This is a genomic window from Pseudomonas sp. LBUM1661 (assembly GCF_059695925.1).
Map to the genome: position 1 here is coordinate 5,030,214 of NZ_CP166794.1, position 19,578 is coordinate 5,049,791.

22 protein-coding genes are annotated in these 19,578 nt (G+C 60.2%); 10 read left to right on the top strand and 12 right to left on the bottom strand.

All coding sequences use genetic code 11. The features are described from left to right. Positions 1–135 precede the first annotated feature (135 nt). Positions 136–1,809 (bottom strand): DEAD/DEAH box helicase, encoded by a 1,674-nt coding sequence (locus ACA057_RS22955; RefSeq protein ID WP_059403638.1) that lies wholly within the window; start codon positions 1,807–1,809, stop codon positions 136–138. A gap of 422 nt (positions 1,810–2,231) precedes the next feature. On the opposite strand from ACA057_RS22955, the gene ACA057_RS22960 reads away from it, so the two are divergent. Further along, positions 2,232–3,023, top strand: a complete 792-nt coding sequence (locus ACA057_RS22960) for a crotonase/enoyl-CoA hydratase family protein (protein ID WP_497342601.1) — start codon at positions 2,232–2,234, stop codon at positions 3,021–3,023. 139 nt (positions 3,024–3,162) lie between these two features. On the opposite strand, the gene ACA057_RS22965 is transcribed toward ACA057_RS22960, so the two are convergent. Beyond that, the gene (locus tag ACA057_RS22965; RefSeq protein ID WP_497342603.1) at positions 3,163–3,918 is read right to left on the bottom strand and encodes a spermidine synthase; all 756 of its coding nucleotides are present in this window, start codon (positions 3,916–3,918) and stop codon (positions 3,163–3,165) included. A 162-nt stretch (positions 3,919–4,080) separates the two neighbouring features. Between ACA057_RS22965 and ACA057_RS22970 the strand changes: the two genes are divergently transcribed. Then, positions 4,081–5,427 (top strand): class II 3-deoxy-7-phosphoheptulonate synthase, encoded by a 1,347-nt coding sequence (locus tag ACA057_RS22970; RefSeq protein ID WP_008031425.1) that lies wholly within the window; start codon positions 4,081–4,083, stop codon positions 5,425–5,427. Positions 5,428–5,525: 98 nt separating this feature from the next. Here the strand turns inward: ACA057_RS22970 and ACA057_RS22975 are convergent, their stop codons facing one another. Continuing rightward, positions 5,526–6,755, bottom strand: a complete 1,230-nt coding sequence (locus ACA057_RS22975; protein WP_497342605.1) for a winged helix-turn-helix domain-containing protein — start codon at positions 6,753–6,755, stop codon at positions 5,526–5,528. Positions 6,756–6,819: 64 nt separating this feature from the next. Next, entirely contained in the window at positions 6,820–7,035 is a 216-nt protein-coding gene (locus ACA057_RS22980) for a DUF1127 domain-containing protein (RefSeq protein WP_074878333.1), read from the bottom strand. A gap of 95 nt (positions 7,036–7,130) precedes the next feature. On the opposite strand from ACA057_RS22980, the gene ACA057_RS22985 reads away from it, so the two are divergent. Then, positions 7,131–7,985 carry a LysR substrate-binding domain-containing protein gene (locus ACA057_RS22985; RefSeq protein WP_497342608.1) on the top strand — a complete coding sequence of 285 codons (855 nt, stop codon included), beginning with the start codon at positions 7,131–7,133 and terminating at the stop codon, positions 7,983–7,985. Here the strand turns inward: ACA057_RS22985 and ACA057_RS22990 are convergent. Further along, complete coding sequence (locus tag ACA057_RS22990) at positions 7,975–8,724, bottom strand: sulfite exporter TauE/SafE family protein (protein WP_497342610.1); 750 nt, start codon at positions 8,722–8,724, stop codon at positions 7,975–7,977. The genes ACA057_RS22985 and ACA057_RS22990 overlap by 11 nt on opposite strands. Positions 8,725–8,835: 111 nt before the next feature. Here ACA057_RS22990 and ACA057_RS22995 point away from each other — a divergent pair, with 111 nt between their 5' ends. From ACA057_RS22995 to ACA057_RS23010, 4 genes are all read left to right on the top strand, one after another. Next, the gene (locus tag ACA057_RS22995; protein WP_497342612.1) at positions 8,836–9,792 is read left to right on the top strand and encodes a LysR family transcriptional regulator; all 957 of its coding nucleotides are present in this window, start codon (positions 8,836–8,838) and stop codon (positions 9,790–9,792) included. A 68-nt stretch (positions 9,793–9,860) separates the two neighbouring features. After that, entirely contained in the window at positions 9,861–10,322 is a 462-nt protein-coding gene (locus ACA057_RS23000) for a MarR family winged helix-turn-helix transcriptional regulator (RefSeq protein WP_497342614.1), read from the top strand. Positions 10,323–10,684: 362 nt separating this feature from the next. Continuing rightward, on the top strand, positions 10,685–11,104 hold the full coding sequence (locus ACA057_RS23005) for an organic hydroperoxide resistance protein (protein ID WP_497342616.1): 420 nt from the start codon (positions 10,685–10,687) through the stop codon (positions 11,102–11,104). 32 nt (positions 11,105–11,136) lie between these two features. Beyond that, on the top strand, positions 11,137–12,153 hold the full coding sequence (locus tag ACA057_RS23010) for an alpha/beta hydrolase (protein WP_497342618.1): 1,017 nt from the start codon (positions 11,137–11,139) through the stop codon (positions 12,151–12,153). 204 nt (positions 12,154–12,357) lie between these two features. Here ACA057_RS23010 and ACA057_RS23015 read toward each other — a convergent pair whose 3' ends face one another. Beyond that, positions 12,358–12,927: an elongation factor P gene (locus ACA057_RS23015; RefSeq protein WP_007943632.1), complete on the bottom strand. Its 570-nt coding sequence runs from the start codon at positions 12,925–12,927 to the stop codon at positions 12,358–12,360. A 48-nt stretch (positions 12,928–12,975) separates the two neighbouring features. After that, positions 12,976–14,118: an elongation factor P maturation arginine rhamnosyltransferase EarP gene (gene earP, locus ACA057_RS23020; protein WP_497342620.1), complete on the bottom strand. Its 1,143-nt coding sequence runs from the start codon at positions 14,116–14,118 to the stop codon at positions 12,976–12,978. 124 nt (positions 14,119–14,242) lie between these two features. Here earP and ACA057_RS23025 point away from each other — a divergent pair, with 124 nt between their 5' ends. Both ACA057_RS23025 and ACA057_RS23030 read left to right on the top strand, forming a co-directional pair. Beyond that, positions 14,243–14,653 (top strand): hypothetical protein, encoded by a 411-nt coding sequence (locus ACA057_RS23025; RefSeq protein WP_497342622.1) that lies wholly within the window; start codon positions 14,243–14,245, stop codon positions 14,651–14,653. A 2-nt stretch (positions 14,654–14,655) separates the two neighbouring features. Continuing rightward, on the top strand, positions 14,656–15,138 hold the full coding sequence (locus ACA057_RS23030; protein WP_497342624.1) for a GreA/GreB family elongation factor: 483 nt from the start codon (positions 14,656–14,658) through the stop codon (positions 15,136–15,138). A 9-nt stretch (positions 15,139–15,147) separates the two neighbouring features. On the opposite strand, the gene cysB is transcribed toward ACA057_RS23030, so the two are convergent. From cysB to ACA057_RS23055, 5 genes are all read right to left on the bottom strand, one after another. Next, entirely contained in the window at positions 15,148–16,122 is a 975-nt protein-coding gene (cysB, locus tag ACA057_RS23035) for an HTH-type transcriptional regulator CysB (protein WP_008148549.1), read from the bottom strand. A 137-nt stretch (positions 16,123–16,259) separates the two neighbouring features. Further along, positions 16,260–16,763 (bottom strand): universal stress protein, encoded by a 504-nt coding sequence (locus ACA057_RS23040; RefSeq protein ID WP_497342626.1) that lies wholly within the window; start codon positions 16,761–16,763, stop codon positions 16,260–16,262. Between the two features lie 95 nt (positions 16,764–16,858). After that, positions 16,859–17,764 carry a 5'-nucleotidase gene (locus ACA057_RS23045; protein ID WP_059403653.1) on the bottom strand — a complete coding sequence of 302 codons (906 nt, stop codon included), beginning with the start codon at positions 17,762–17,764 and terminating at the stop codon, positions 16,859–16,861. A gap of 25 nt (positions 17,765–17,789) precedes the next feature. Then, entirely contained in the window at positions 17,790–18,746 is a 957-nt protein-coding gene (locus ACA057_RS23050; RefSeq protein WP_497342629.1) for a putative 2-dehydropantoate 2-reductase, read from the bottom strand. Beyond that, positions 18,743–19,129, bottom strand: a complete 387-nt coding sequence (locus ACA057_RS23055; RefSeq protein WP_401354419.1) for a thioredoxin family protein — start codon at positions 19,127–19,129, stop codon at positions 18,743–18,745. The genes ACA057_RS23050 and ACA057_RS23055 overlap by 4 nt, the downstream gene beginning before the upstream one ends. On the opposite strand from ACA057_RS23055, the gene ACA057_RS23060 reads away from it, so the two are divergent. After that, positions 19,128–19,571 (top strand): PilZ domain-containing protein, encoded by a 444-nt coding sequence (locus ACA057_RS23060; protein ID WP_497342631.1) that lies wholly within the window; start codon positions 19,128–19,130, stop codon positions 19,569–19,571. The two genes, ACA057_RS23055 and ACA057_RS23060, sit on opposite strands and share 2 nt — an antisense overlap. Positions 19,572–19,578 lie beyond the last annotated feature (7 nt).

A 19,578-nucleotide genomic window follows, 5' to 3' on the forward strand; every position in this document is an offset into this window, starting at 1 on the left:
CGTTCCCCTGTGGGAGCGAGCCTGCTCGCGATTGGGCGCAACACCGCTCTCCAGGTCAGGCACAAACAGCAGGCAAAAAAAATCCCCGAACCAGTCGGGGATTTTTTATGTTCGATCAATCAGCCCGAGAGCGGATTAATCTTCGCGATAGCGACGCAGCTTCAACTGCTTACCAGCAACGCGAGTGTCTTTCAGTTTGGTCAGCAGACGCTCCAGACCATCTTCCGGCAGCTCGACGAGGCTGAAGCTGTCACGCACCTGGATGCGACCGATTGCTTCGCGAGCCAGACCACCTTCGTTGAGGATGGCGCCCAGCAGGTTCTTGGCAGCGATACCATCACGCGCACCCAGCGCGGTACGGCAACGAGCACGACCTTCGGCCAATGGAACCGGAGCACGACGCTCACGATCACCACGGTCCGGACGATCACCGGTACGCTCTGGACGATCGCCACGCGGTGCATTGTTCGGCACCAGTGGACGTTCTTTCTCGATGGCAGCCAGGGTCAGCGCCTGAGCGTTGGTGGCCTTGCGCAGCAGCGCAGCGGCCAGGGCACGCGGAGTGCAACCGATGTCGGCAGTCAGACGATCGAGCAACTCACCGTGAGTCGATTCGGCATCGGCTACCAGCGGCGACAGGCTGTTGGTCAGTTTCTTGATGCGGGCATCGAGAACAGCTTGAGCGTCCGGCAGGCGAACTTCCGCAACTTTCTGACCGGTTACGCGCTCGATCACTTGCAGCATGCGGCGCTCACGCGGAGTCACCAGCAGCAGTGCACGACCTTCGCGACCGGCACGGCCGGTACGGCCGATACGGTGAACGTAGGACTCTGGATCGTACGGCATGTCAACGTTGAACACGTGAGTGATGCGCGGAACGTCCAGGCCACGAGCAGCAACGTCGGTCGCCACAACGATGTCCAGACGGCCATCCTTGAGGGATTCGATCACGCGCTCACGTTGGTTCTGAGCAATGTCACCGTTCAGCGCAGCGGCTTTGTAGCCTTTGGCTTCCAGGGCACTGGCCAGATCCAGGGTCGCTTGCTTGGTGCGCACGAACATGATCAGGGCGTCGAAATCTTCCACTTCCAGCAGGCTCAATACAGCCGAGGTCTTCTGGTCAGCGTGAACCAACAGGTGAGCCTGTTCGATCGCGGTAACGGTCTGAGTCTTGGTCTGGATCTTCACGTGTTGCGGATCGCGCAGATGGCGTTCGGCAATGGCACGGATCGACTGCGGCAGGGTGGCCGAGAACAATACGGTCTGACGGGTAGGTGGCAGCGCCTTGAAGATAACTTCGAGGTCGTCCATGAAACCCAGTTTGAGCATTTCGTCCGCTTCGTCGAGAACCAGGTGGTTCACGGTCGACAGGACTTTTTCGTCACGACGCAGGTGGTCGCACAGACGGCCCGGCGTGGCGACAACGATCTGTGCGCCATTACGGATTGCTTTCAGTTGTGGACCCATAGGGGCGCCGCCGTAAACGGCCACAACGGTAACGCCCGGCATTTGCTTGGCGTAGGTTTCGAAAGCGGTTGCTACTTGCAGCGCCAACTCACGGGTTGGCGCCAGGATCAGGGCTTGCGGCTCGCGCTTAGCAGGATCGATGCGGTGCAGGATCGGCAGGGCGAACGCGGCGGTTTTACCCGTACCGGTTTGCGCCTGACCAATCATGTCGTGACCGGCCATGATGATCGGGATCGATTGCTGCTGAATAGCCGAAGGTTCTTCGTAGCCAGTCGCGATGACGGCTGCAAGAATATTCGGATTAAGATTAAAAGCGGCGAAGCCGCCGGTTTCCTGGGTCATGGGTCTGCCTCTAAGTGCATCCGCAAAGACCCATGCTCCAAAGCTGCGCATGCCGTGTAAGACTCAAGAGTCGCCCTGGCTGCTTTGTCGGCGGGGATTTGCGAAAACGAATGAATGAAAAAGATTCGTCAAGGGAGAGTCCGCTGTGCGGACGTGCAGCCGAAGCTGACTTCGGGAAATTGCGCTACCTAAACGCGGCCCGGTTAAAGGCCGGCGCGCACTATACCGGAAATAGCCCAAAAAGGGAGCATTATTTGTCGGAAAACTGACGGATACACCGTTATGTCACAGGCTTTGCGGATAATCGTGCAACGGTCTATTTTTCAAAGGCCCGGCCCGGCTGGCGATAGCGCTAAAACGGTTCACCCTTGTGACGCAGACCTGCGGTCTGATACCCCCCTTCCCGCCCAAGGAAATGCCCTATGAATGAGCCCAGTTCGAGTCGTGTCAGCCGTGAACGTCACGGTCATGTCCTGTTGATCGGCCTGGACCGGGTGGCCAAGCGCAACGCCTTCGACCTTGCGCTGCTCAACGAACTGAGCCTGGCCTATGGCGAGTTCGAGGCCGACAGCGAACTGCGTGTGGCGGTGGTGTTCGGCCATGGCGAGCATTTCACCGCCGGGCTCGACCTGGTCAGTGCCAGCGCAGCGCTCGCCGACGGTTGGCAGGCACCGCTCGGCGGCTGCGATCCGTGGGGAGTGTTCGCCGGCCCGAGGGTCAGCAAACCGGTGATTGTCGCCGCGCAAGGCTACTGCCTGACCATCGGCATCGAATTGATGCTGGCCGCCGACATCAACCTGTGCGCCAGCAACACCCGCTTCGCGCAGAAAGAAGTGCAGCGCGGGATCTTCCCGTTCGGCGGCGCGACGCTGCGCCTGCATCAGGTCGCGGGTTGGGGCAATGCCATGCGCTGGTTGCTGACCGGTGATGAATTCGATGCGCATGACGCCTTGCACCTGGGGTTGGTGCAGGAAGTCATGGCCAGCGAGGATTTGCTGCCTCGGGCGATCGAGTTGGCGGAGCGGATTGCCCGGCAGGCGCCGTTGGGGGTGCAGGCGACGCTGATGTCTGCACGGCAGGCGCGTTATGAAGGGGAAACGGCGGCCGCGCTGGCGTTGCCGCCGTTGGTGAAGAAGTTGTTGGCCAGTGAGGATGCCAAGGAAGGTGTGCGATCGCTGGTGGAGCGGCGGCCTGGAGTGTTCAAAGGGATCTGAAATTGTGGCGTCTGTCCGGCCGCCATCGCTAGCAGGCTAGCTCCCACAGGGAAAAGCAATTCACTTGAGTAGCTCACTGCGAAATGCATTCTCTGTGGGAGCCAGCCTGCTGGCGATGAGGCCGGCACAGTCAACTCGATTACGTGGCCGGGCGAATCGCCTTGATCAACGACTGCAACGAATACCCCAGCCGCGGTGCAAGCCCTTCGGCCCGGGCAATCAGGCCGTCCATGTCCAGCTCCTGATCCAGTTCCGAAGGCACGATCAGAATCACATTGCCCTCCTTCACCGGCAGCTCCCAGTAATGCCGGTGATACAGCCCACGCAACAACGCCGCGCCCAACGGTTTGCCATCATCGGTAGCCCATTGGTTGATCACCAGCCAGCCACCCGGCGTCAGGCGTTTCTGACAGTTTTCGAGGAAATTCCAGGCCAGATGCCCGACGCCCGGCCCGACATCGGTATAGAGGTCGACGAAAATCAGGTCCGCCGGCTCAGCGGTATCGAGCAGTTCCAGCGCATCGCCGATGCGGATGTACAGCCGTGGATCGTCATCCAGGCCGAGGTATTCGATGGCCAGGCGTGGCACGTCAGGGCGCAGTTCGATCGCTTCGACGTCTTCCAGCGGCAGGAACTTGAGGCACGCCTGGGTCAGCGTGCCGGCACCGAGGCCGAGGAACAGCGCGCTTTCGGGCTGTTCATGGCACAACGCGCCGATCAGCATGGCCCGGGTGTAATCGTATTCGAGCCAGCTCGGGTCGGCGGTGAACACGCAGCTCTGTTCGATGGCATCACCGAATTCGAGAAAACGGTAATCGGCCACTTCCAGCACGCGAATCACGCCGAATTCGTCCTGTACCTCGGCGAGCAGATGCTCGACGCGCTCCTCAGTCATTTCGTCTCCTGATCGTCACCGGGCCTGCCACTAGGCAAACAGCAACGCGACACGCCGCAACATGAAGCGGCAAAGGCGCGATTGTCCGCGAAGCGACGGGAACAGGTCACGCACTAATTGCTGATAACATGAGCGTCCGAGCGTAAAACACTAGAGACCGCGATGAGCCAACCCTGGAGCCCTGACAGCTGGCGTGCCCTGCCGATCCAGCAACAACCCCACTACCCCGACGCGGCGCATTTGCTGCACGTCGAGCAAACCCTGGCCAGCTATCCGCCGCTGGTGTTTGCCGGTGAGGCCCGGGAGTTGCGCCGTCAGTTTGCCGAAGTGACCCAGGGTCGCGCGTTCCTGTTGCAGGGCGGCGACTGCGCCGAAAGCTTCGCCGAGTTCTCCGCCGCGAAAATCCGCGACACCTTTAAAGTGCTGCTGCAAATGGCAATCGTCATGACCTTTGCCGCCGGTTGCCCGGTCGTGAAAGTCGGGCGCATGGCCGGGCAATTCGCCAAACCGCGTTCGGCCAACGACGAAACCATCGATGGCGTGACCCTGCCCGCCTACCGTGGCGACATCGTCAACGGCATCGGTTTCGACGAAAAAAGCCGCGTGCCTGATCCGGAGCGTTTGCTCCAGTCCTATCACCAGTCCACCGCGACCCTGAACCTGCTGCGCGCCTTCGCCCAGGGTGGTTTTGCCGACCTGCATCAAGTGCACAAGTGGAACCTGGACTTCATCGCCAACTCGGCGCTGGCGGAAAAGTACAGCCACCTGGCCGATCGCATCGATGAAACCCTGGCCTTCATGCGCGCCTGCGGCATGGACAGTTCGCCGCAATTGCGCGAGACCAGTTTTTTCACCGCCCACGAAGCGTTGCTGCTGAATTACGAAGAAGCCTTCGTGCGCCGCGACAGCCTGACCAACGATTACTACGATTGCTCGGCGCACATGCTGTGGATTGGCGATCGCACCCGTCAGCTCGACGGCGCGCATGTCGAATTCCTGCGCGGGGTGAACAACCCGATCGGGGTCAAGGTCGGCCCGAGCATGAACCCTGAAGACCTGATCCGCCTGATCGACGTGCTCAACCCGGACAACGATCCGGGCCGCTTGAACCTGATTGCGCGGATGGGCGCGAACAAGGTCGGCGATCATCTGCCGCAACTGATCCGTGCGGTGCAGCGCGAAGGCAAGCAGGTGCTCTGGAGTTCCGACCCGATGCACGGCAACACCATCAAGGCCAGCAGCGGCTACAAGACCCGCGATTTCGCGCAGATCCTGGGCGAGGTGAAGCAGTTCTTCCAGGTTCACGAAGCGGAAGGCACGTATGCCGGCGGGATTCACATCGAGATGACCGGGCAGAACGTCACCGAGTGCATCGGTGGTGCGCGGCCGATTACTGAAGACGGGTTGTCGGACCGGTATCACACCCATTGCGACCCACGGATGAATGCCGATCAGTCGCTGGAGTTGGCGTTTTTGATTGCCGAGACCTTGAAGCAGGTTCGGCGCTAAATCGCGTAAAACCTATCGCTAGCAGGCTAGCTCCCACATGGGTTTTGTGTAGGACACAAATCCAGTGTGGGAGCCAGCCTGCTGGCGATCAGGCCAGATCAATCACCCCCGAACTGTGCCAATGCCACTCTCAACCTATCCGCACTCGCCCGTGGGCAATTCAACTGAACCTGCGCCAGCCCCAACCACTGCGCCATCCGCCGCAGATTGACCGCCAACGCCAGCATCCCCTCCTCGTCCAGCCCCGGCTCTTCCTCATGCACGGCATGCACCGCCAGCCTGCCCAACGCCCGCTCGGCGCGCAGATCGACGCGTGCGGCTATCCGTTCGTTGTGTAAAAACGGCAGCACGTAATAGCCGTAGACCCGCTTGTCCTGCGGTGTATAAATCTCCAATCGATAGCGAAAATAGAACAGCCGCTCGGTGCGGCTGCGTTCCCAGATCAGCGAATCGAACGGTGAAAGCAACGCACTGGCCTCGACCTTGCGCGGCACCTTAGGCTGGGGCAGGCAATAAGCCGGCTGCCGCCAGCCCTGGACTTCACAGCTCGATAGCTCGCCGGCCTCGACCAATTCCGCCAGACGCGGACGCGCGTCTGCCGGGTTCAAGCGAAAATAATCCCGCAGGTCTTTCTCGGTGCCGACGCCCAACGCCGTTGCGGCATGCAGCAGCAGGCCGCGCTGGGCTTCGGCCTCGTTGAGCAGCGGTTGCGCCAGAATCGCCGAGGGGATCACCCGCTCCGGCAGATCATAAAGCCGCTCGAATCCGCGCCGGCCTGCCACCGTCACTTCGCCGGCAGCGAACAACCATTCCAGCGCATGCTTTTCCGCGCTCCAGTCCCACCACGGCCCGGCCCGCTCCTGACGGGTCGACAGGCTGCCGGCACCCAGCGCGCCCCGTTCCTCAACCAACGCCAGCACCCGGCGAATCGTGTCCTGCTGTTCACGACCGAAACGCGCCAATTGCTGATAGATGTCTTCGCCACGGGTCGCGCGCAACATGCGCCAACGCATCATCGGGTACATCGACAAGGGCAGCAACGACGCTTCATGGCCCCAATATTCGAACAACGTACGACGCCGGCCCGAACTCCAGGCAGCCTGGTCGAGCAAGTCGGATGAGTAATTGCCAAGGCGGGAAAACAAGGGAAGGTAGTGCGAACGCACCAACGCATTGACCGAATCGATCTGCAAAATGCCCAGCCGCTCGATCAGACGGTTGAGCTGAACCGCTTTGATCGTCGCTGGCGGCTGGCGCCCATTGAACCCTTGGGCGGCCAGCGCCAGACGCCGAGCCTGTTTGAGGGTAAAGGACAGTGTTGCGGGCATGAGCATCTCCTTGTCTGCTCGCAACCTACCTCACCGGTAGACGGTTTGTGTAGTTGTGCTTTGCTCATTTGTGCATCGGGTCATCCCAGAATGGGCGGATGGCTTCGTGCTCGACATCCGCACGACTGAGCCCGATGTCCTTCAACGCTTCATCACTCATGCCCGCCAACATTTCCCGTTCACGGTGCAGTTCGTACCAGCGATTAAATTTGTGCAGCAAATCAGAGATCAGATGCACCGAGTGTTTTTCTACGTCGACATAGCCTTTTTGACCTTTCATCTTGTTGCCCTCCGTTTGGATGGCTTCAGTCTCACCCCAGGTCTAAGATCAATCCAACGAATGTTTCTGATGTCACACATCTCGGAGATTGATGAATGTCAGCCTTCCCAAGTATCGACACCGAAGTGCTGCGCACCTTTGTCGCCATCGCCGATCAGGGCGGCTTTACCCGGGCCGGTGAGTTGGTCAATCGCACCCAGTCAGCCGTGAGCATGCAGATGAAGCGGCTGGAAGAGGATGTGTTGCAGCGCCAATTGTTCCAGCGCGACGGACGGCAAGTGCGTCTCACGGCCGAGGGCCAGGTGCTGCTGGGTTACGCCCGGCGCATCCTCAAGCTGCACAGCGAAGTGTTCAACACCCTGCGCGAGCCGCACATGGTCGGCATGGTGCGCATTGGCACCCCGGACGATTATGTGATGCGTTTTCTGCCGGGGATTCTGCGGCGATTTGCGCAGACGTACCCGCTGATCCAGATCGAGGTGCACTGCGAATCATCAAAACAATTGCTGCTGCGCCAGGACCTGGACTTGTCCATCGTCACCCGCGAGCCGGGCAACGAGATCGGTCAGTTGTTGCGCAAGGAACGTTTTGTCTGGGCCGAGGCGCAATGCTACAGCGCCCACGAGCAAACGCCGTTGCCGTTGGCGATGTTCAACAGTGACTGTTTTTGCCGCTTATGGGCGTGCAATGCGCTGGATGCCATGGGTCGCGATTACCGCGTGGCGTACAACAGCGACAGCCTGTCGGCAATTATGGCGGTGGTCAGCGCCGGCCTGGCGGTGACTGCGCAACTGGAAAGCCTGGTCACCCCGGACATGCGCATTCTCGGTGAAGCCGAAGATCTGCCGGAGCTGCCAGAGGCGAGCATCATGCTGCTGCGCAATCTGCAAAACCCGTCGCCGATCACCGAGTGCCTGGCCGAGCACATCGTTGAAGGCTTCAAACTTTAAAGGCGAGCGTCACCGCACAGAACACCAGGAAGCCACAAAACAGCCCACGCAGCAGTCGCTCCGGCATGGCGTGGGCAATCTTCACGCCCCAACTGATGCTCATCAAACCGCCGACGGCCAACGGCACGCCGATCATCCAGTCCACCTGATGGTGCACGGCATAAGTGGCCAGCGTAACGCCCGTGCTGGGCAACGCCAGCGCCAGCGACAAGCCCTGCGCCACCACCTGAGTCGTGCCAAACAGACTGGTCAGCACCGGCGTCGCCACCACCGCCCCGCCCACGCCAAACAACCCGCCCATGGTGCCGGACGCCGCGCCGAGTACGCCCAGCCATGGCCACGAATAATTCATCTGCGAAGACGCGGGCGCATTGGCACAGAACATTCGCGCCAGGTTGTAGGCCGACAGCGCGATCAAGAACGCGACAAATCCGACGCGCATGGTTTGCGCATCAATGCCCACCGCCCAGATCGAACCGATCCAGGCGAAGCAGAAGCCCATCGAAGCCAACGGCAGCGCATGGCGCAATTCGATCCGGTTGCGCTGGTGATAACGCCACAGCGCCAGCATGACGTTGGGCACCACCATCACCAGCGCGGTGCCCTGGGCGATTTGCTGATCGAGACCGAACAGCACGCCCAGCAGCGGGATTGCGATCAAACCACCGCCAATGCCAAATATTCCACCCAAGGTTCCCAGGGCAGCGCCAAAGACCAGATACATCAACAACTCAATCACAGGCGATTTCCCCTCACGTCAGGCGATTCATCCTACGCACTTGGTTCTGGCGGGGAAACGCACAGCAACGCACAATGGCTGTGCCAACTTCGCACAAGCAGCGCCATCACCATGAATCCCAATCAATTGACCGAACAGCTGGGCCTGTTCCTCGACGTGCTGGAAACCGGCAGTTTTTCCGCCGCGTCACGCCGTCATCCACTGACGCCTTCGGCGGTCGCGCGGCGCATTGATAGCCTGGAAAACGCCGTCGGCAGCCAGCTGTTCATTCGCAGCACCCATGCGGTGCGTGCGACGCCGGCAGGTCTGGCGTTTGCCGAGCGCGCGCGGCGCATCGTTGCCGAACTGCGCCTGGCCCGGGCGGAAGCGGTGTCGTTGAGCAATGCGCCGGAAGGCTTGATCCGGATCGATGCACCGGCAGCGTTCGGGCGGCGGCACCTGGCGCCGGTGATTGCTGATTTTCTGATGCTGTACCCCGGCCTCGACGTGCAACTGCACCTGATCGACAGTTTTGTCGACATGCAGGGGCTGAACCTGGGCAAGGTCGATCTGGTGCTGCGCGCCGGGCAAATGGCCGATACCCGGCTGGTGGCCACGCCGCTGGCGAGCATGGTGCGGATTGCCTGCGCCAGTCCTGACTACCTGAAGCGTCGTGGCGTGCCGACCGATCCGGCGCAGCTGATTGAACACGACGGGCTCGACTGGGATGGCCTGGCCCCGCCGTTCGCCTGGCGCTTCGAACGGGACGGGCAGATGCATCTGCACCGTCCGGCGCGCATCCGCATGAGCGCCAACAATGCCGAGGCGCTGGTGTGCGGTGCGTTGACCGGGTTGGGCATCGCGCACTTGCCGACCTGGCTGGCCAGTGAGTACCTGCTGCGCGGCGAACTGCTGCCGCTGTTCTGCGAAAACGGCCTGCCACCGCCGGAAAGCACCGGCATCTACGCATTGCGGCTGGAGCAACAACCCAATTCCCGCAGCCGCTTGTTGCTGGAATACCTGAAAACCCGCTTCAGTCCGATCCCGCCGTGGGATCTGGCGCTGCAAAACACGCTGGATCGCCACTAGGCAGAATTATCTGGTGCATTAAAGATTCGTCCGCTAGATTCATGACGATCACTGATCAAGGCTTAGAAATGACCACCGAGCGCAACACCCCGGATAACTGCGACCACCTGCTGTTGGATAATCAGGCTTGCTTCGCCCTGCATTCCACTTCGCTGATGATGACCAAGGTCTACAAGCCGCTGTTGCAAGCGCTGGGCCTGACCTATCCGCAATACCTGGCGATGATGGTGTTGTGGGAACAGGATCGTCTGACCGTCGGTGAAATCAGCACGCGCCTGCTGACCGATCCCGGCTCAATGACGCCTTTGCTCAAACGCTTGGAAGTCGAGGGTTTGATCAGCCGCACCCGCAGCCGCGATGACGAGCGGGTGGTGATTGTCGAACTCACCGAGCAGGGCCGCGCCTTGCGGGACAAGGCGCGGGATATTCCCCAGTGCATCCTCGGCGCCAGCGGAATGACGCTGGAGAGATTGAGCAAACTGCAAGCGGAGCTGCAAGAGCTGCGTCGCCACCTCCAGGACAGTCTCTGACCTTCAATCCATAACAAATCCCTTGTGGGAGCGAGCCTGCTCGCGAAAGCGTTGTGAAATTCAGCATTGATGTTGACTGACACACCGCCTTCGCGAGCAGGCTCGCTCCCACAGTTGTTTTAGGGTGTTCCTTCCGCTTCGATTCACCCCTCCTCAAAAAAATCCCCAGTCAAAAAATCCAGTTCCGCGAGCTCTAACTCAGTGCTTTCGCGACCGATTGCTGGTGCGCTCATTAGCCCTCGCCAAACTTTTTTCAAAAATTTATCTTGCGCGCAAAATATTCACGAGCTACATTTAGCTCGCACTTACTTAGCGCGCAAATATTTAGCGCGAAACGTCCAATCCCGAACGAGGCTTACACCATGCAAACTCTCTACACCGCAATCGCAACCTCCACTGGCGGCCGTGACGGTCGTGCGGTTTCCAGCGACAACATTCTCGACGTCAAACTGGCCACCCCAAAAGAACTTGGCGGTGCCGGCGGCGCAGCAACTAACCCTGAGCAACTGTTTGCAGCCGGCTACTCCGCCTGCTTCATCGGCGCGCTGAAGTTCGTCGCCAGCCAGACCAAACGCAGCATCCCGAACGATGCCTCGATCACCGCCCATGTCGGCATCGGCCAGATCCCTGGCGGTTTCGGTCTGGACATCGACCTGCACGTCAGCCTGCCGGGTCTCGAACACGCCGACGCGCAAAGCCTGGTCGATGCTGCCCACCAGGTTTGCCCGTACTCCAACGCCACCCGTGGCAACGTCGATGTGCGTTTGCACGTCACCGTCTAACCGCTGATGACCAGGCCGAACAGGAAACGAACATGAACACTTTCAGCAAAGTCTTGACCGGTACCCTTCTCGCCTTGTCCATCGGCAACGCGTTCGCTGGCGATGGGGTTGAACACAACACCCAGGCGTTCCTTGATGTGTTGAATGCGGGCACCGGCAAGCCGCTTGAGCAGCTCAGCCCGAAAGATGCCCGCGCCGTACTGGTGGGCGCTCAAGCCGGGGTGAAGCTGACGCTGCCAAAAGCCGATGTCAGCCAGAAGACCATTCAGGTCGACGGCCAACCGCTGAGCCTGACCATCGTCCGGCCCGCCGGGGTCAAGGGCGAGTTGCCGGTGTTCATGTTCTTCCACGGCGGCGGCTGGGTACTGGGGGATTTCCCGACTCACGAACGTCTGGTTCGGGACCTAGTGGTGGGTTCGGGTGCGGCGGCCGTTTTCGTCAATTACACGCCGTCGCCGGAAGCGCACTACCCGGTGGCGATCAACCAGGCGTATGCCGCGACCCAATGGGTGGCTGAGCACGGGAAAGAAATCAACGTCGATGGCAAGCGTCTGGCGGTGGCTGGCAATAGCGTCGGCGGCAACATGGCGGCCGTGGTTGCACTGATGGCCAAAGACAAGGGCACACCGGCGATCAAGTTCCAGGTGCTGCTGTGGCCGGTGACGGATGCGAGTTTCGAAACGGCGTCTTACAACCAGTTTGCCGAGGGACACTTCCTGACGAAAAATGCGATGAAGTGGTTCTGGGATAACTACACCACCGACGCCAAGCAGCGAAACGAGATCTACGCCTCGCCGTTGCGAGCCACCACGGCGCAACTCAAGGGCTTGCCACCTGCGCTGGTGCAGACCGCCGGCAACGACGTACTGCGCGATGAAGGTGAAGCCTACGCGCGCAAACTCGACCAGGCCGGCGTGCCGGTCACGTCGGTTCGCTACAACGGCATGATTCACGACTACGGTTTGCTTAACGTGGTGAGTCAGGTGCCGGAAGTACGCTCGGCGATGCTGCAAGCGTCCGAAGAGCTCAAGCAACACCTGAAGAAATAACCCCGCCCCCTGTAGGAGCGAGGCTTGCCCGCGAAGGCGCCGTGTCAGACGACATCAATGTTGGATGATGCATCGCCTTCGCGGGCAAGCCTCGCTCCTACAGGGGATCGGGTTGTGCACCGGTCGCGCATCGGCCCGTGCATGTGCGACAGGCGTAAAAAAGCCCGACTCAATGGTCGGGCTTTTTCATTCCTGAAGCGGTGCTTATTTAGCACGGCCTTTGTAGGAACCGCCTTCGCGGGTATCGATCTCGATCATGTCGCCGATTTCGATGAAGTCAGCAACCGACAGCTCGGTACCGTTCTTCAGTTTGGCAGGCTTCATCACCTTGCCGGAAGTGTCACCGCGAGCGGAACCTTCGGTGTAGTCAACCTGACGCACGATAGTGGTCGGCAGTTCTACGGAAACCAGACGCTCTTCGAAGAAGATCGCTTCGCAAACATCGGTCATGCCTTCTTCAACGAAAGGCAGAACGGCTTCGATGTCTTCAGCGTTCAGTTCGTACATGGTGTAGTCAGTGGTGTCCATGAACGTGTAGGTGTCGCCGCTGATGAACGACAGGGTCGCTTCTTTGCGGTCGAGGATCACGTCGTCCAGTTTGTCGTCGGCGCTGTAGACGATCTCGGTCTTGTAACCGGTCAGCAGGTTTTTCAACTTGGTCTTCATGATCGCGCTGTTACGACCAGACTTGGTGAATTCAGCTTTCTGAACCAGCCAAGGATCGTTTTCGAGACGGATCACGGTACCGGGTTTCAGTTCTTTACCAGTTTTCATTGCGAATATCCGAATTTGGATGGGATTTACAAAAATCTAGGCCGCGTATCATATCCAATTTACATAAAACTGTACCAGCGCTGCGGCAAGATCGGCCTGCAAGGCCTGTTCCAGACACCACGCTTCGGCATGCTTTTGCAGTTCCGGCCAGTGTTTTCGGGTTGATTGCCAGTGCCCGGCCATATTGTCGCCGGCATTCCACGCTCGCCATAGACCGCTGATCGCCTCGCTGGCGGGCGCCGAAAGGCCTTTTACGTACAACGCCAGGAACGCTTCGAGCTTGTCCAGGTGCACATCTTCTTCCTGCTGATAGATGTGCCAGAGCAGCGGGCGACCTGCCCATTGGGCGCGGACAAAGGAATCTTCGCCGCGTACGGCGTTGAAATCGCAGCTCCAGAGCAGCAGATCGTACTGGTCCTGTCGGACGAACGGCATGACTTGCACGGTCAAGGCGTCGCGCACATGCACGGCACCGGCGGCCAGGCCGACCACACCGAGCCAGCGCTCGACGTCCCCGAGCACCCGACCTTCCGGCACCAACAGATGAGTGGGCGTCGAGTCGGTCGCCATGGCGTCGAGCCAACTGGCCAGCCCGGTATTTTCGTAGGCAAACAATGAGATCAACTGCGCACCCGGCGCGCGATCAACGCCCAGACCTTGCAGGAATGCTCGCTGGGCCTCCGGGCTTTGTTGAAACTGCCGACGCCGCTCCAGCAATCCGCGTTCACGCAGCAAGCCACCGGTGCCCTTCTTGAACCCTGGGAAAAAGAAGAACTTCTGCACGCTCTTGTACTTCACCGACGGCAAGCCGTGGCAGCCGATGATCCAGTCCTCGGCACTCAGATAGTCGAGGTTCATCCACAGCGGCGGCGTTGCCCGTTCGGCCATGGCGTCCATGTAGGCACTCGGCAACTGGCAGGCAAATGCGGCGATCACCACATCGGCGGCTTCGGTGGGTTGCCAGTCGGCCGTCCACTGACGCACTTCGACGCCCTGCTGCCACTGCTGTGAAGCGTGGGTGTCGATTTCCGGGCACATGCGCTCGAAGGCTCGCAGATCATCGACCCACAAGCGCACCTCCAGCGAATGTTCGGCCACCAGTTGGCGGGCCAGACGCCAGGTCACACCGATGTCGCCAAAGTTGTCGACCACCGTGCAAAAAATATCCCAGCGGGTTTTCAATTCAGGCATTCCAGGCTCCCGTTGGCAAAGGCGCCGATTGTCCGCATAAATTACCCCGTGCAGAAGAGCCGACGGCGATTAATCTTCATGCGACAATCGCCACTTGCCCGCGACCATCCGCCAGGAGGCAGCCATGCCCTACCGTCCAACTCCGCGCCGCCCCTTGCCGATCCAGCTCAGCGCCCTGCAACTGACCGGCAGCATTGCCCTGGGTTTATGGGTCGGGTTCATCGCCATTGCGTTGACCTGCTGGCTCGCCTCTCGCCTGTTGTTCAGCGAACAACTGGCGCCTGTCGCGGCAGCGGTGGAGCAACTGGCCAAGCCACCGGTGGTGGTGCAGCCGGAACCGGATCTGCCGCCGCAGAGCCCGATATTCGAACAGTACGAACAGAACCTGCGCAAGAACGAGCTGCAGCAACGCCTCGATCAGGCCCGCGGCACGAGTCGCAATCTGTCGAACCCTAAATGCCAGTTCTGGTTGCAACAGGACCAGAACGCACCCAGCGAAAAAAGCCGCGCCAATGTTCTGCAATTCTGCGATTGATCATGAATAAGCAAATCGTCCACCAATTGATTCTCGACAAACTGCGCATCGATCTCGACATCGCCGAACGGGCCGCGCAAACCGCTTACGAAACCGCGACCCACGAAGAAAACATCGCCGAAAACAAGTACGACACCCTTGGTCTGGAGGCGTCTTATCTGGCCGCCGGCCAGGCCAAACGGGTGGAAGAAATCAGGCACTCACTGACGCTGTGCCAGAACCTGAGCCTGCGCCCTTATGACGATCAGCGCGGCATTGAAGTGGGCGCCCTGCTCGGCCTGGAAGACGAAAAGGGTCGCGAGCAATGGCTGTTCCTGGCCCCGGATGCGGCTGGATTGAAGGTCGACCTGGTGGGGCAAATTGTGACCGTCATCACCCCTCGCTCGCCGCTGGGCAAAAGCCTGCTGGGCAAGTTCGAAGGGGACGAAGTGGAGATTCTGGTGGCGGGCGCTCGGCAACAGTTTGCTGTCACCGAGGTGGTCTAGAAAAAGCGATTAATGGACCGGCAGTTCGACGCCGTCGAACAGCTCTTCCAGTTCCTGCTTGTTGTGGCACTGGATGGCCTTGGCCATCACTTCGCGGGTCAGGTGCGGGGCGAACTTCTCGATGAAGTCGCACATGAAGCCCCGCAGGAAGGTGCCGCGACGGAAACCGATTTTGGTAATGCTCGATTCGAACAAATCGCTGGCATCGAGCATGACCAGGTCGCTGTCGAGTTTGGCATCGACCGCCATCTTCGCCACGATGCCCACGCCCAGGCCCAAACGAACGTACGTCTTGATGACGTCGGCGTCGGCGGCGGTGAACACCACTTTTGGGGTCAGGCCGCGATGGCTGAACGCTTCGTCGAGTTTCGAACGGCCGGTGAAACCGAACACGTACGTCACGATCGGGTATTCAGCCAGGGCTTCGAGGGTCAGCTTCGACAGCTTGGTCAGCGGGTGCCCCTGAGGCACGACCACGCAACGGTTCCAGCGGTAGCACGGCATCATCACCAGGTCACCGAACAGCTCCAGGGCTTCGGTGGCGATGGCGAAATCCACGGTGCCGTCAGCGGCCATTTCGGCGATTTGCATCGGCGAACCCTGGTGCATGTGCAGGGCTACGTCCGGGTATTGCTTGATGAAATTGCTGATCACCGGCGGCAGCGCATAACGCGCCTGAGTGTGCGTGGTGGCGATCGACAGGGTGCCCTTCTTCTCGTTGGAGAATTCCTGGGCGATCTGCTTGATGCTTTCAACCTTGCGCAGGATCTCGCCGGCGGTGGTGATGATGCGCTCGCCGGCCGGGGTGACGCGGGTCAGGTGCTTGCCGCTGCGCGCGAAAACCTCGACGCCCAATTCGTCTTCCAGCAGACGGATCTGCTTGCTGATGCCCGGTTGCGAGGTGTAGAGGCTTTGGGCTGTAGCGGAAACGTTGAGGTCGTGGTGCGCCACTTCCCAGATGTAGCGCAATTGTTGAAGCTTCATATGAATCCCTCAAAGCAGGTAGACGCCACGGGCATCAGCGACGGTATATAACTATATTAATGGTTTGAAGAATAAATCTAGAACTTTTTTATCAAACTGCCACTATTCTTGCTCTGGTGAATGGGCGAGGCGGGACGCTAACGATCCCCTTGGCGACGGCGTTCCACCAGCGGCACCAGATAGACCGGCACTCTCGACAACTGCAACACCCGCGCGGCGGTCCGGCCCAACGGCGTCTCCGCGCCTGCACCATGGCTATGACTACCTACGATCAACAAATCCACGGAGAGTTTCTGCGCCTGGTCGAGAATCACCTGCGACGGATCGCCCTGAAGCACCCGCACGGCCTTGATCCGCTCCAGGTCCTGCTCACCCTCCTCCCCCAGTTCCTCACGAAAGCTGTCGAGCACCCGCTGCTCGATGTTGGCAATCACCGTATTCAGGCCCTGACTGTGAAACTCGTTCAACGACTGCTCGTCCAGATAACTCTGCAGCACCGATTCGGCAAACAGCCCCATGGGTTCAACCGCATGCACCACATACAAGTCGGCATTGAATGTTCGAGCCAGCGCCAGTGCATGCTGCATTACAAAAGGTGCGTACAGGCCGAGGTCAGTGGCATATAGCATCGAATGAATCATATGACCTCCTCGAGTGCCAACAATGGCGGAGATTGATTCAGCTTAGCAGTGCCTTGGCGAGTACGACGGACCGCGTAACGCGTTGAACGGCGGGCTTAAACCTTTTGCTCGTTGCTTATGCCATGCGGTACGTGACCGGTGGCGACGACTTCGCGGGCGAGTTCGCAATGGCCGGCCTGATCGTCGAAAAACACGTCGGCGGCGAAGGCTTCGAGGAAGGCCGACTTGGTCAGGCCGCCGAGAAACAGCGACTCGTCCAGACGAATATCCCACTCGCGCAAGGTGCGAATCACCCGCTCATGGGCCGGCGCCGATCGCGCCGTCACCAGCGCGGTGCGGATCGGACAGGCGTCATCCGGGAACTCGCGCTGCAACAAATTGAGCGCCGCGAGAAAGCCTTTGAACGGGCCTCCGCGCAACGGCTCGCGGGCAGCTTCACGTTCGCTGGCCTGAAACGCTTCCAGGCCACCGGCCTGATAAACCCGTTCAGATTCGTCGGAAAACAGCACCGCGTCGCCGTCGAAAGCAATGCGCAATTCGTCGCTGGCCGCACGGCTGGCGCCCCCGGACAGAATGGTTGCCGCGGCGAATCCGGCATCCAGTGCGCTGCGCACGTCTTCGGCGTGGGTGGAAAGAAACAAGTCGCAGCCAAAGGCCTTGAGGTACGGATACGGACTGCGCCCGCCGACAAACGCCGCGCGGGAAATCGCCAGCCCATAGTGGTGAATCGAGTTGAACACCCGCAGGCCGGTGTCGGCACTGTTGCGCGACACCAGGATCACCTCGACCCGGGCGCGGCCGAGGCTGGTGTTCAGGTTGAGGAGTTTTTGCACCAACGGAAAAGCGTCACCGGGCTCGAGAATTTCGTCTTCGTGTTCGATCTGATATTGCCGATAGGCTTCGACGCCGCTCGACAGGTAGACCTTGTGGCTTTCGCTCAAGTCGAACAGCGCGCGTGACGAAATCGCCAGCACCAGCTTGTCGTCGATAGTCTTCGCCATGCCCTTCCCCCTCAGGTTGATCGACTCAAGTGTTACGTCGATCGATAAAACTCAAACTGCGATACAAGGCTTCGATGCGCGGCAACTCGCACCCGGCCGCTTTGGCTGCCGCCAGTGGCCGGGCGTAAATCGCGGCCAGCTCGAGCGGTCGCTGGTGCAGGAAATCGTGGTACATGCTTGGCCAATAGTCGGGCATCTTCTCGGTCACCATGAACAGATGATCGGCATAACCGACCGGCATGTCGTGACCGCAGGCCTTGGCCCCCTGAACCACTTCGGACATCAGCGCCTTGATCAGCTCCCGGCTGTCGGCATCGGCCATCAACGGCGTGGTGCTGGCACCGAGCAACACCGACAGACCGTTGTACGGGACATTCCAGACCAGTTTCTGCCAGCGCGCCTGATGTAAATTCGGCATCGCCTGGGAATCGATGCCGGCGGCACGGAACAGCCCGGCGCCTTCCTCGACAATCGCCATGCGCGCCTGTTCATCAACGGCCGGACCACTGTGGTAGCCGACATTCACCGCGCCGAGCGCCTGATGGGTGATGACGCCGGGACCCTCACGATGCACGCAGATAAAGCAGAGCCCGCCGAGCAGGTGCAACGACTCGGGAAGCCATTCGCGCAGGCTGTCTTCAACGTCCAGGCCATTCTGCAACAGCAGCACTTTGGCATTCGGGGCGGCGGCTTGAATGATGACCGGCGCCAGGTCCGCATTGTTGGTGGTCTTCGCGCCCACCAGCAGCCAGTCGCAGGGCGGCATGTCTTCAGCCGTCGAATAGGCCTGTACCGGATTCAACGTCAACGCGCCGTGCACCGCACTGTCGAGTTGCAGCCCGCGTTCGGCCACCGCGGAAAATTCGCTGCGCAGCAAAAAATGCACATCGAAGCCGGCGCGCGCCAGCATCAACCCGTAGAACCCGCCGATCGCACCGGTTCCGATAATACCGATGGTCGGTTTCGCAACTGCCCCCATCATGGCAACTCCTCTGCAATTTGACTCAGTGCCTGACCCACGGCCGCATTCAGCTCGGTGCTGGTCAGGCGCGATTTAAGTGCCCCGAAGAACTCACCGTCGCGCACCACAAACAGCGCCGGTAAATGAAAGACCTGATAACGCTCGACCACGCCGCCATTGTTCCCGGCATCGATCCAGCACAGTCGGTCGACCTGCAGATCGAGCCGTGGCAGTTGCTCACGGGCAAAACGGCAACTGGCGCAGCCGACGCTGGTGAAAATCACCAGCGAAACCCCGCTCATCGCCAGCAGCCGTTGGTCGGCGTCGAAATCGGTCAGTTCCAATTCGACCACTATACTGGGGGAAACAATGTCAGATGGCCGACACATGGAGTCCGTGCTCATGGGACGTTTTATTCCTCATCCTGACGATGTACCCGTCGAATTAACGTTGCTCAAACCTGAGTGTATTTCCCGGCAACAGCTGCACACTATCAGCCTCGGGGGCGTGGCTTGCAATTACCACCGCGCGTGGCGCCACGGTACGGCGCTGGAAGTGCGCATGCCGAGCTTGAACCCCGACCTGCGTTTTCTGGGCTATGTGGCCTGGTGCCTGCGACGCAAGCGCGGCTATCTGGTGGGCATTGCGTTTGTTGACGAGCAGATGATGTTCAGTGCGCGAATGGGCGAACAGGTGGTTCAGATCGAGCGCTACTGTCGCCTGCACGACGCGCACGATGACCTGCAGGAAACTCAGGCCCTGGCCCTCGAATGGGTCCAGCAGCACGCCGACGAGTTCTCCCACGAGACGGTTCGCAGGGCATTTGCGCAGGCTGTGCTGGATTAAACCGGTG

What these genes read in the sequence shown, in the direction of transcription:
- ACA057_RS22985 (WP_497342608.1), top strand. Translation starts at nt 7,131, where the DNA reads ATGTCAGCCTTCCCAAGTATCGACACCGAAGTGCTGCGCACCTTTGTC.
- ACA057_RS22960 (WP_497342601.1), top strand. Translation starts at nt 2,232, where the DNA reads ATGAATGAGCCCAGTTCGAGTCGTGTCAGCCGTGAACGTCACGGTCAT.
- ACA057_RS23000 (WP_497342614.1), top strand. Translation starts at nt 9,861, where the DNA reads ATGACCACCGAGCGCAACACCCCGGATAACTGCGACCACCTGCTGTTG.
- ACA057_RS22965 (WP_497342603.1), bottom strand. Translation starts at nt 3,918, where the DNA reads ATGACTGAGGAGCGCGTCGAGCATCTGCTCGCCGAGGTACAGGACGAA.
- earP (WP_497342620.1), bottom strand. Translation starts at nt 14,118, where the DNA reads ATGCCTGAATTGAAAACCCGCTGGGATATTTTTTGCACGGTGGTCGAC.
- ACA057_RS23060 (WP_497342631.1), top strand. Translation starts at nt 19,128, where the DNA reads ATGGGACGTTTTATTCCTCATCCTGACGATGTACCCGTCGAATTAACG.
- ACA057_RS23040 (WP_497342626.1), bottom strand. Translation starts at nt 16,763, where the DNA reads ATGATTCATTCGATGCTATATGCCACTGACCTCGGCCTGTACGCACCT.
- ACA057_RS23025 (WP_497342622.1), top strand. Translation starts at nt 14,243, where the DNA reads ATGCCCTACCGTCCAACTCCGCGCCGCCCCTTGCCGATCCAGCTCAGC.
- ACA057_RS22970 (WP_008031425.1), top strand. Translation starts at nt 4,081, where the DNA reads ATGAGCCAACCCTGGAGCCCTGACAGCTGGCGTGCCCTGCCGATCCAG.
- ACA057_RS22975 (WP_497342605.1), bottom strand. Translation starts at nt 6,755, where the DNA reads ATGCCCGCAACACTGTCCTTTACCCTCAAACAGGCTCGGCGTCTGGCG.
- ACA057_RS23010 (WP_497342618.1), top strand. Translation starts at nt 11,137, where the DNA reads ATGAACACTTTCAGCAAAGTCTTGACCGGTACCCTTCTCGCCTTGTCC.
- ACA057_RS23045 (WP_059403653.1), bottom strand. Translation starts at nt 17,764, where the DNA reads ATGGCGAAGACTATCGACGACAAGCTGGTGCTGGCGATTTCGTCACGC.
- ACA057_RS22995 (WP_497342612.1), top strand. Translation starts at nt 8,836, where the DNA reads ATGAATCCCAATCAATTGACCGAACAGCTGGGCCTGTTCCTCGACGTG.
- ACA057_RS22955 (WP_059403638.1), bottom strand. Translation starts at nt 1,809, where the DNA reads ATGACCCAGGAAACCGGCGGCTTCGCCGCTTTTAATCTTAATCCGAAT.
- ACA057_RS22980 (WP_074878333.1), bottom strand. Translation starts at nt 7,035, where the DNA reads ATGAAAGGTCAAAAAGGCTATGTCGACGTAGAAAAACACTCGGTGCAT.
- ACA057_RS23015 (WP_007943632.1), bottom strand. Translation starts at nt 12,927, where the DNA reads ATGAAAACTGGTAAAGAACTGAAACCCGGTACCGTGATCCGTCTCGAA.
- ACA057_RS23030 (WP_497342624.1), top strand. Translation starts at nt 14,656, where the DNA reads ATGAATAAGCAAATCGTCCACCAATTGATTCTCGACAAACTGCGCATC.
- cysB (WP_008148549.1), bottom strand. Translation starts at nt 16,122, where the DNA reads ATGAAGCTTCAACAATTGCGCTACATCTGGGAAGTGGCGCACCACGAC.
- ACA057_RS23055 (WP_401354419.1), bottom strand. Translation starts at nt 19,129, where the DNA reads ATGAGCACGGACTCCATGTGTCGGCCATCTGACATTGTTTCCCCCAGT.
- ACA057_RS23005 (WP_497342616.1), top strand. Translation starts at nt 10,685, where the DNA reads ATGCAAACTCTCTACACCGCAATCGCAACCTCCACTGGCGGCCGTGAC.
- ACA057_RS23050 (WP_497342629.1), bottom strand. Translation starts at nt 18,746, where the DNA reads ATGATGGGGGCAGTTGCGAAACCGACCATCGGTATTATCGGAACCGGT.